This is a genomic window from Conexibacter stalactiti (genome assembly GCF_033542075.1).
Lineage (GTDB): Bacteria > Actinomycetota > Thermoleophilia > Solirubrobacterales > Solirubrobacteraceae > Conexibacter > Conexibacter stalactiti.
This window is the reverse complement of record NZ_JAWSTH010000020.1, coordinates 64145-74083: the sequence shown is the minus strand read 5'-3', so window position 1 is coordinate 74083 and position 9939 is coordinate 64145. Positions and strand designations below refer to the sequence as shown.

The window sequence follows — 9939 nt, the reverse complement described above, 5'->3', positions numbered from 1 at the left end:
GCCGCGGGCCGGAGCGCCGTTCGCGTCGGCTGCGGCATGCGCGGTCCGGCGCGCGCGGCCACCGGCCCGACCTGCCCGCGACGGTGCGGGCGTCGCTGCGCCATGGCGGTGAGCCGCTCGAGCGGCGCTGGCGCGCCCCGGCGCGCGCCCCGCGGCCGCTCGTGCTCGTGCTCGACGTCTCAGGCTCGATGGCGCCGTACGCGCACCTTCTGCTCGCCTACGCGCAGGCGGCCGTCACCGCGCGCCGGCGGGTCGAGGCGTTCCTGCTCGGCACGCGGCTGACACGCGTCACCCGCGAGCTGCGCTCCAAGGACGTCGACGGCGCGTTGGAGCGCGCGACCCGCGCCGCGCCCGACTTCGGCGGCGGCACGCGGATCGGCGCCGGGATCGGCGCGCTCAACCGCGGTCACGGCCGGCGGCTCGGCCGCGGCGCGGTGATCGTGATCCTGTCCGACGGGTGGGACCGCGGCGACCCGGCCGAGCTGGCGGCCGAGCTGGCGCGCCTGCGCCGCTCCGCCCACCGGCTGGTGTGGCTCAACCCGTTGAAGGCGCGGCCCGGCTACGAGCCGCTCGCGCGCGGGATGGCGGCGGCGCTCCCGCACGTCGACGAGTTCCTCGAGGGGCACTCGCTCGGCTCGCTGGAAGCGCTCGCCGAGCTGCTGGAGGGACCCCTGTCGCGTTGACGAGGAGAGGAGGAGGGCGATGAGACTCGAGCAGTCGTTCACCGTCGCCGCGCCGGCCGACGAGGTCTGGCGGGCGCTGATCGACGTGCAGCGCGTCGCGCCGTGCCTGCCGGGCGCCGAGCTGACCGACGCCGGGGAGGAGGGTGTCTACAGAGGCGTCTTCACGATCAAGCTCGGCCCGACGACGGTCGTCTACGCCGGGACGTTGAGAATGGAGCAGATCGACGAAGCGGCGCGCAGGGCGGTGATGGCGGCGCGCGGCACCGACCGGCGCGGGCAGGGCGGTGCGACGGCGACGATCGCCTCGACGGTGCGCGCCGACGGCGACGCGACGGCGGTCGACGTCGCGACCGACTTCGCGATCACCGGCCGGCTCGCGCGCTTCGGCCGCGGCGGCATGATCGAGGACGTCTCCAGACGGCTCCTCGGCGAGTTCGCCACCTGCCTGCAGGCGAGACTGCAGGCGCCCGCCGAGCCCGCCGAGCCCGCCGAGCCCGCCGAGCGAGCCGCGCCCGCCGAGTCCACCGAGCCGGCCGCCCCCGCGAGACCGCTCGACGCGGGCCGGCTCGGCCGGCAGGTGCTGTGGGAGCGGCTGCGGACGTGGTGGGCGAGCCTCGGCCGGCGCCTGCGCGGACGCGGGCGGACGAGATGACCGACGTGCTCGACACCGTCGCCCGATGGAGCGGGCGCGGCGACCGCGTCGCGTGGGCGACGGTCGTCGGAGCGAAGCGGTCGGCCCCGCAGCCGGTCGGGACGAAGATGGCGGTCAACGACCGCGGCGAGGTCGCCGGAGCGGTCTCCGGCGGCTGCGTCGAGGGGGCGGTCGTCGAGGTCGCCGAGTCGATCCTCGCGGGCGGCGCACCGCGGCTGCTGCACTACGGCATCGCCGACGCGGAGGCGTGGGACGTCGGGCTGCCGTGCGGCGGCGAGATCTCCGTCTGGGCCGAGGACCACGGCGCCACGCCGCAGCAGGCGCGCTTCGTCGAGCTCGCCCGCGGCGGTGCGCGCGTCGCGCTCGTGACCGCGATCGAGGGAGCGCGGCCGGGCGCGAAGCTGCTCGTCGGCGTCGGCGGCGCGCTCGGCGGAACGCTCGGCGACGAGCAGCTCGACGCCGCCGCGCTCGCGCTGGCGCGTGAGGCCCTGTGGTCGGAGCGCTGCGGGCTGCACGAGGCGGCGGGAGCCACGCTCTTCGTCGACGTCGCGGCGCCGCCGCCGCGGCTGGTGATCGTCGGCGCGGTCGACTTCGCCGCGCAGCTGTCGGCGGTCGCGCGGCTGGCCGGCTGGCGGCCGTTCGTGATCGACCCGCGCGGCCGCTTCGCGACGCAGCAGCGCTTCCCCGCCGCCGAGCGCGTGCTCGTCGCGTGGCCGCAGGAGGCGTTCGCCGAGCTGGCGCCGCTCGATCCCGCGACCGCGATCGCGATCCTCACGCACGACCCGAAGCTCGACGACGCGGCGCTGCTCGCCGCGCTCGCGTCGCCGGCCGGCTACATCGGCGCGATGGGCAGCCGCCGCGCCCAGGCGAGACGGCGCGAGCGCCTGCGCGCGGCCGGCGTCGAGGAGCGCCAGCTGGAGCGGATCGCGGCGCCGATCGGACTCGACCTCGGCGCGCTGACGGCGGCCGAGACGGCGCTCTCGATCATGGGCGAGATCGTCGCGCTGCGCCACGACCGCGAGGGTGGCCGGCTCGTCCACGCCGGCGGCCGCATCCATGACGCGGTCGCGACCTGAGCCGCGGCGGAGGCCCGTCGCACGGGTCGCGCGCGGCGGGGCCGTCGGCGTTCGCGCCGCAGGTCCCGCCGCCACGTCTCTAGACTGCGCAGCCCATGCCGATGACCTCCGACGAGATCCGCGAGACGTACCTGTCGTTCTTCGAGGCGCGCGGTCACCAGCGCCTGCGCTCGGCGCCGCTGGTGCCGACGACGCACGACCCGTCCGTGCTCCTGACGACCGCGGGGATGCACCCGCTGAAGCCGTACTTCCAGGGGATCGAGCAGCCGCCGCACACGCGTCTGACCTCGTGCCAGAAGTGCTTCCGCGCGACCGACATCGAGAACGTCGGCAACACGCTGCGGCATCTGACGTTCTTCGAGATGCTCGGCAACTTCTCGATCGGCGACTACTTCAAGGAAGAGGTCATCGGCTTCGCCTGGGAGCTGGCCACCAGAGGGTTCGGCTTCAGAGAAGAGGACGTCTGGGTGACGGTCTTCGGCGGCGACGAGGAGCTGGGCCTCGGCGCTGACGAGGAGGCGATCGAGCTGTGGCTGAAGGCCGGCGTCCCGCGCGAGCGGATCGTCGAGTGCCCGCGCTCGGAGAACTTCTGGCAGGCCGGCCCGACCGGTCCGTGCGGCCCCTGCTCGGAGCTGTACCTCGACCGCGGGCTGGAGTTCGGCAAGGAGGACGACCTCCCGGGCGGCGAGAACGAGCGCTTCCTGGAGTTCTGGAACCTCGTCTTCATGCAGTTCGACCAGAACCCGGTCAACACGCTCACGCCGCTGCCGGCGAAGAACATCGACACCGGCCTCGGCCTCAACCGCTTCGCCGCGATCCTGCAGGGCAAGGAGTCGGTCTTCGAGACCGACCAGTTCTGGCCGCTGATCGAGCTCGGCCAGGAGCTGTCGGGCCGCACCTACGGTCAGGACGAGGAGACGACGCGGGCGCTGCGGATCCTCGCCGACCACTCGCGCGCGATGACCTTCCTCGTCGCCGACGGCGTCGTGCCCTCCAACGAGGACCGCGGCTACATCCTCCGCCGCGTGATGCGGCGCGCGATCCAGCACGGTCGCCGGATTGGGATCGAGCCCGGCTTCCTGCCCAAGTTCGCCGCGCGCGTCGAGCAGATCATGGGCGCCGCGTACCCGGAGATCGTCGAGCAGAGAGAGGCGATCCGGAAGTGGCTGGTCGCCGAGGAGGAGGGCTTCGGCCGCACGCTGGAGCAGGGCACGCGCCTGCTCGACGACCTGGTCGCCCAAGCGAAGGCGCAAAACGAAGAGGGTCTCGGCGCCGACGACGTCTTCCGCCTGCACGACACCTTCGGCTTCCCGATCGACATCACGCGTGAGATCGCGGCCGAGCACGACCTCGGCGTCGACGAGTCCGGCTTCGAGGCGCTGATGGATCAGCAGCGGGCCAACTCGCGCGCCGGCGGCGGCCGCTCGGGTGGCGGCCAGGACCACCTGCGCCACCGCGCGCAGGAGCTGGCCGGCGCCTCCGCCTTCACGAGCGAGTTCACCGGCTACACGACGACCGAGCAGGCGACGACCGTCGGCGCGCTCGAAGCCGAGACCGACGGCCGCGTGCTCGTCAAGCTGGTCGAGTCGCCGTTCTACGCGGCCGGCGGCGGCCAGGTCTCCGACAGCGGCTGGGTGCAGTGCGAGGACGGCGACTGCAGAGCGCGCGTCGTCGACGTGCTGCGCGTCGCCGGCGGCGCCGATCAGGTCGTCGTCGTCGAGCCCGAGCAGGGGACGCTGAAGCCCGGCGAGCACGTCCACGCGGTCGTCGACCGCGACGCGCGCCACGCGACCGAGGCCAACCACACCGCCACGCACCTGCTGCACGCGGCGCTGCGCAGACGCCTCGGCGACCACGTCCGCCAGGCCGGTTCGGCCGTCCAGCCGGACAAGCTGCGCTTCGACTTCACGCACGGCCAGGCGCTCTCGCCCGACGAGCTGCGCGACGTCGAGGACGAGGTCAACGCGAAGGTGCTGGCGAACCTGCCGGTGCGCGCGCTGACAACGACGCTCGACGAGGCGAAGGGCCTCGGCGCGATGGCGCTCTTCGGCGAGAAGTACGGCGACGTCGTGCGGATGGTCGAGGTCGGCGACGGCAGCTTCTCGCGCGAGCTGTGCGGTGGCACGCACGTCCGCTCGACCGCCGAGATCGGGCTCTTCCGTGTCCTCGCGGAGACCTCCAGCGCCGCCAACGTGCGCCGCATCGAGGCGATCACCGGCCCCGCCGCCGTGACGCTGCTGCGCGAGCACGACACGGCGCTGCGCGAGGCCGCGACGGCGCTGCGCGCGACGCCGGAGCAGGTCCCGGTCGAGGTCGGCAAGCTGCGCGGCCGCATCAAGGAGCTGGAGAAGGCCGCCAAGCAGGGCGGCGGCGCCGGCAGCGCGCTCGACCTCGACGCGCTCGTCGCGAGCGCGACCGAGCACGACGGCGGCGCGCGCGTGCTGACCGCCGTGATCGAGACCAGCGACCCGAAGGCGCTGCCCGACGTGGCGGATCGCGTCAAGGGCAAGCTCGGCGACGCCGCGATCGTGCTCGGCGCGGTCGCCGACGGCAGAGTCCACTTCGTCGCGACGGTCGCCCCGGCGCTCGTCGAGCGCGGCGTCAGAGCCGGCGCGATCGTCAAGATCGCGGCCGAGCTGACCGGCGGCGGCGGTGGCGGACGCGACACGATGGCGCGCGCGGGCGGCCGCGATCCCGAGAAGCTGACGGAGGCGATCGACGCCGCCCGGACGGCGATCGAGAGCGCACTCGCCGGCTGATGGGCGGCTCGGCGGTGAACCGGGCCGCGGCGTCGTCCGCTGTCCGCGTAATCTGATGCGGGTGCTTGCGCTCGACTACGGCAGCGCCCGCTGCGGCTGCGCGCTCAGCGACCCGACCGGCACGCTCGCGACCCCGATCGCGCACGTCGAACGGCCCGGCACCCGCAAGGGGATGGCGCGGCTGGCGGCGCTCGTGCGCGAGCGCGAGGTCGAGAGGGTCGTGCTGGGCCTGCCGCTCGGCCTCTCCGGCGCCGACACCGCGCAGACCGTCGAGGTGCGCGAGTTCGCCGCCAGACTGAGCGGCGTGCTCGGCGAGGCGATCCCGATCGACCTCTACGACGAACGCTTCACGACCGTGATCGCGGCCAGCGTCGGCGGGCGCGAGAGCGAGGACTCGCGCGCCGCGGCAGTGCTGCTGGAGGGATGGCTGGCGCGCAACCGCGCGCTCTTCGAGGAGGACGAGCGATGAGCCCGCGCGGTGGCGGCGACCGAACCCCTGAGCAGCGCGAGGCGGCACGCCGCGATCGCGAACGGCGCCGCCTCGAGCGCGCCGGCGAGCCGATCCCCGACCATCTGCTGGAGCCGCACGAGCGCGCGGCGGCCGAGCCGGAGCCGCCCGCCGCGCCGCCGCCGGCCTCCGAGCCCGAGCCGGTCTTCTTCGACGCGCCGGCCGCGGCCGAGCCGCCGCCCGCCGCACACGAGCCCTTCTTCGACGAGCCGGCGCCGCCGCCGCACGAGCCCGAGCCGCCGCGCGCCGAGCCCGCCTCGCCGCGGCCCGCGGCGCACGAGCCGCTGCAGGAGACGCAGCAGTGGGACGTGACGGAGGCGTGGAACGACGACGCGCCGTCGCGCGCGCCGGAGCCGCCCGTGCCAGGTCTCGAGCCGCCAGCGCCCGATCCCGACGCGACCCAGTTGCACGAGACCGTCCCCGATGTCCCGTCGTTCCCGTCGCAGCCGGCTGACCCGGCCGCGCCCGCGACCGGCGAGCACGAGGAGCCGCTCGGCACCAGACGCGTCAGCCGCGCCCACCTGCCGAACATCCACCGCCCGCAGCGCGGCGGCAAGAAGCAGCGCGGCGACGTGCCGAAGGGCCGCGGCGTGCGCGTCAAGCGGCCCGGCGAGGTGATGGCCGGCTCACGCAAGCGCCGCTCCGCCGGCCCGCGGATCGTCGCCGGCGTCGCGGTCGTGCTGGTGCTCGCGCTGCTGTGGTTCGTCAACGGGATCTTCCAGCCGTTCGGCGGCGGCGACGGCTCCGGCAGAGTCGTCGTGAGAATCCCCGAGGGCGCCAGCGCCGGCGACATCGCCTCGCTGCTGGAGGAGAGAGGCGTCATCTCCTCGAGCTTCTTCTTCGGCCTGCGCGCCTCGATCTCCGGCGAGCGCTCCAACCTCAAGTCGGGCACCTACACGCTCAGAAGAGAGATGGGCAACAGCGCCGCGATCGACGAGCTGACGAAGACCGAAGAGGTCAGAGCGGTCCCGGTCGTGCAGGTCTCGATACCGGAGGGCCGCAGCCGCCGCGAGACGGTGGCGATCGCCAGAAGAGCCGGCCTCAGAGGCAACTACCTCGTCGCCTCGCGCAGATCGAGCGCGCTCAACCCGGTCAGATACGGCGCGCCGAGAGACGCGACGCTGGAGGGTTTCCTGTTTCCGGCGACCTACGAGCTGAACCGCGGCGCGAGAGTGCAGAGACTGGTCGCCGACCAGCTGAGAGCATTCAGACAGAACTTCGCCACGATCGACCTCGGCTACGCCAGAAGCAAGAGACTGACCGCCTTCGACGTGCTGACGATCGCCTCGATGGTCGAGCGCGAGGTGAGCGTCCCGAGCGAGCGCCCGCTCGTCGCCGCGGTGATCTACAACCGCCTGCGCGACGGCATCCCGCTCGGCATCGACGCGACGCTGCGGTACGAGCAGAACGACTGGATCAACCCGCTCAAGCAGTCCGTGCTCGACGCCGACACGCCGTACAACACGCGCACGAAGCAGGGCCTGCCGCCGGGACCGATCGGCAGCCCGGGGCTCGCCTCGATCAGAGCGGCGGCGCGGCCGGCGAACAGCAGAGCGCTGTACTACGTCGTCAGACCCGGAACCTGCGGCGAGCACGCCTTCTCCGACAGCTTCGAGGAGTTCCAGCAGGACGTCGCCGCCTACAACCAGGCGCGCGAGGCGGCCGGCGGCAGATCGCCGACGAGATGCTGAGCACGGTGGCGCCGGTCTGCGGACCGGGGCCCGCGGCGGCGCGCCGCGGAGGCCGCCGCTGATGCCGCGCTGCGGCGTGCTCGGCTGGCCGGTGCGCCACAGCCGCTCGCCGGCGATGCACGAGGCGGCATACGCCGCGCTCGGGCTGGAGGGGTGGAGCTACCAGCTGCTGCCGGTCCTGCCGGATCTGTTCGCGGAGACCGTCCGCGCGCTGCCCGGCGCCGGCTTCGGCGGCGCCAACGTGACGATCCCGCACAAGCACGCCGCGCTGGCGCTGGCCGACGACGCGACCGCGAGCGCCCGCGCGATCGGCGCCGCCAACACGCTGACGTTCTCCGCGGACGGGACGATCCACGCGGACAACACGGACGCCCCCGCGATCGTCGACGCGCTGCCGTTCGACGCCGCCGGCGCGCGGGTGCTGCTGTTGGGCGCGGGCGGGACGGCGCGCGCGGCGCTGTGGGCGCTGCTCGACGCAGGCGCCGCCGACGTCGCGGTCTGGAACCGCACCCGCGCACGTGCCGAGCAGCTGACCGCCGAGCTGGGCGGGCGCGTCGTCGACGACGCGGTCGAGGCCGACCTGCTCGTCAACACTACGGCCGCCGGCCTGGAGGCGGGGGAGGACCAGTTCGACCAGCTCCCGCTCGCGCGCGAGGCGGTCGCCGGCTACCGCTGCGTCGTCGACCTCGTCTACGGCGCGGGCGCGACCGACCTCGTCGCCGCCGCGACCGCGGCCGGCGTCGCGACCGTCGACGGCCTCGAGATCCTCGTGCGCCAAGGCGCCCGCAGCTTCGAGCGCTGGACCGGTCAGGCCCCGCCGCTCGACGTGATGCGATCAGCCGCGCGCGGCTGATCGCGCGGCAGCGCCCGCGCAGCCTCGTCGAGCGCCCGTTCGGTGACCGTGATCTCCGCGACGATCCGCTCGCGCTCGGCGCGGTCGCTCGACTGCTCGGCGAGGCGGGCGTGGAGGCGGTCGAGCCGCGCGCGCAGGTTGGCCGGCGCGTCGAGGTCGAGCTCGTAGACGCCGGAGTCGGGCGTGCGACGGACGACCGGCGAGCGTGAGATCTGGGTCAGGAAGACGGCCAGCGGATCCTTGCCGGCGACGCGGTGGCCGGCTTCTTCGAGCGCGCGGAACCACTCCTTGTAGTGGATCGGCGTCTCGGCGCCGGTCGGCCGCGCCAGCAGCACCGCGATCGCCGCGGAGCGGATCGCCGCGCCCTTGAGTCCGTCGGCGGCGCCGGGCGCGCCGCGGGCCGGCAGCGGGTGGACGTTGGCCGCCTCCGGGACGAGCCGGTCGATCAGCTCCAGCCGCTCCTCGACGTCGGCGAGCTGCTGCTCAACGGTCGCCAGCGCCTGGGCCGCCGCGTCGCGTCTCCTCGTCAGCTTGTCGCGTTCGCGCAGCAGCGCCATCCGCTCGGCGCCGGCGGCGCGGGCGAGGCGGGAGGAGCTGCTGCGAGCGGAGGACGACGGCACGGCTCCATTCCTACCGGCTCGCCCGTCGCGCGCGCCGGCCGACCCTGTTCACAACTCCTACACGAGCCTCGTCTACGCGCCGATCCGTGTGCACTGGCGCACGTTCGGCTGTGCACAACCTGTCGAGAACTGCCGCGCTGTGCCCAAATAGCGGGGAAATCGCCGCGACACACACTGTTGACAACTCCTACGGCCAGTGGCAGAAGGCCGTTCCGTCCGACCCGCAAGCGATCCTGCAACCGCTACGTTGCCGCCTGAAGGAGCGCTACAAGCCATGTCGTATGAAGAGGACCCCGAATTCCCGCCCCCGCGCAGCGATGATTCACCGCTCGACCCCAGACAGCTGTTGAAGGACATCGACGCGCTCGTCGCCGCCGGGCTGGTGGTGCCGGTGCGGGACCGCAGCGGCGAGGTGCGGGTCACGCCGACCGCCCCGCTCGACATCGAGGAGACGCTGCGCGCGTCCTGACGGCGCGGGCCCGGGCGTGCGGGCGCCCGAACCCGCGCCGGGCGTCAGCCGACCGTCAGCGTTCCTTCCATACCTTGCTGACGGTGGTCGCCGACCGGGCAATAGAAGGTGTAGGTGCCCGGTCTCAGGTTCGCGGTGACGTCGGCCGTCTCGGTGCCGGGCTGGATCGTCGGCGACTCCTCCTCGACACCCTGCCCCTCGATCTCGACGGCGTGGGGAAGCTGGTTCCCGCTCGGGTTGGAGAGCACGATCGTGACGTCGCCCGGGCTCGCTCTCAGCGCTCTTCTGCTGAAGGAGAGCCCGCCCTCGGTCTCTTCGGCGTCGAGCGCCAGCCGCGAGCTGGCGCTGCCCTGGGGTGCGGTCTCCGTCGTCGCCGGAGCGGCGGCGCCGGTCGCGCTCGTCTCCGTCGTGGAGCTGTCGTCGTCATCGCCGCAGGCGGCCAGCGCGATGGCGGCGGCCGACAGCGCCACGGCGACGGTCAGGCGGCGGATCGGCGGGCGGTGCACTCCCATGGACGTCCTCCGTTCTGTTGATGGGCCTCGACTCGGAGGACTCCGCTCGCGCGCGATCCTTCCCGGCCGCTCCAAGGTCCGCTAGACTTCCATCTCAAAGCGAAGTCTTGACGACC

The 9939-nt window shown here is 74.0% G+C and carries 10 protein-coding genes; 8 read left to right on the top strand and 2 right to left on the bottom strand.

Translation table 11 applies throughout. The features are described from left to right. The 7 genes from R7226_RS10190 to R7226_RS10160 form a co-directional block, all read left to right on the top strand. Nucleotides 1–683, top strand: a 683-nt coding sequence (locus tag R7226_RS10190; RefSeq protein WP_318597006.1) for a vWA domain-containing protein, incomplete at its 5' end; no start/stop codon positions are given. A gap of 19 nt (nucleotides 684–702) precedes the next feature. Next, complete coding sequence (locus tag R7226_RS10185; protein WP_318597004.1) at nucleotides 703–1335, top strand: SRPBCC family protein; 633 nt, start codon at nucleotides 703–705, stop codon at nucleotides 1333–1335. Further along, nucleotides 1332–2411 (top strand): XdhC family protein, encoded by a 1080-nt coding sequence (locus tag R7226_RS10180; RefSeq protein ID WP_318597003.1) that lies wholly within the window; start codon nucleotides 1332–1334, stop codon nucleotides 2409–2411. Before R7226_RS10185 ends, R7226_RS10180 begins: the two co-directional genes overlap by 4 nt. Nucleotides 2412–2506: 95 nt before the next feature. Further along, the gene (gene alaS, locus R7226_RS10175) at nucleotides 2507–5170 is read left to right on the top strand and encodes an alanine--tRNA ligase (RefSeq protein ID WP_318597002.1); all 2664 of its coding nucleotides are present in this window, start codon (nucleotides 2507–2509) and stop codon (nucleotides 5168–5170) included. Between the two features lie 55 nt (nucleotides 5171–5225). Further along, on the top strand, nucleotides 5226–5639 hold the full coding sequence (gene ruvX, locus R7226_RS10170; RefSeq protein WP_318597001.1) for a Holliday junction resolvase RuvX: 414 nt from the start codon (nucleotides 5226–5228) through the stop codon (nucleotides 5637–5639). After that, the gene (gene mltG / locus R7226_RS10165) at nucleotides 5636–7369 is read left to right on the top strand and encodes an endolytic transglycosylase MltG (RefSeq protein WP_318596999.1); all 1734 of its coding nucleotides are present in this window, start codon (nucleotides 5636–5638) and stop codon (nucleotides 7367–7369) included. Before ruvX ends, mltG begins: the two co-directional genes overlap by 4 nt. Before the next feature lie 61 nt (nucleotides 7370–7430). Further along, nucleotides 7431–8222, top strand: a complete 792-nt coding sequence (locus R7226_RS10160) for a shikimate dehydrogenase family protein (RefSeq protein WP_318596998.1) — start codon at nucleotides 7431–7433, stop codon at nucleotides 8220–8222. Here R7226_RS10160 and R7226_RS10155 read toward each other — a convergent pair. Beyond that, nucleotides 8177–8842, bottom strand: a complete 666-nt coding sequence (locus tag R7226_RS10155; protein WP_318596997.1) for a hypothetical protein — start codon at nucleotides 8840–8842, stop codon at nucleotides 8177–8179. The genes R7226_RS10160 and R7226_RS10155 overlap by 46 nt on opposite strands. A gap of 274 nt (nucleotides 8843–9116) precedes the next feature. Here R7226_RS10155 and R7226_RS10150 point away from each other — a divergent pair, with 274 nt between their 5' ends. Continuing rightward, nucleotides 9117–9311 carry a hypothetical protein gene (locus R7226_RS10150; RefSeq protein WP_318596996.1) on the top strand — a complete coding sequence of 65 codons (195 nt, stop codon included), beginning with the start codon at nucleotides 9117–9119 and terminating at the stop codon, nucleotides 9309–9311. Nucleotides 9312–9355: 44 nt separating this feature from the next. Here R7226_RS10150 and R7226_RS10145 read toward each other — a convergent pair whose 3' ends face one another. Then, entirely contained in the window at nucleotides 9356–9823 is a 468-nt protein-coding gene (locus R7226_RS10145; protein ID WP_318596995.1) for a plastocyanin/azurin family copper-binding protein, read from the bottom strand. Between the last annotated feature and the right edge of the window lie 116 nt (nucleotides 9824–9939).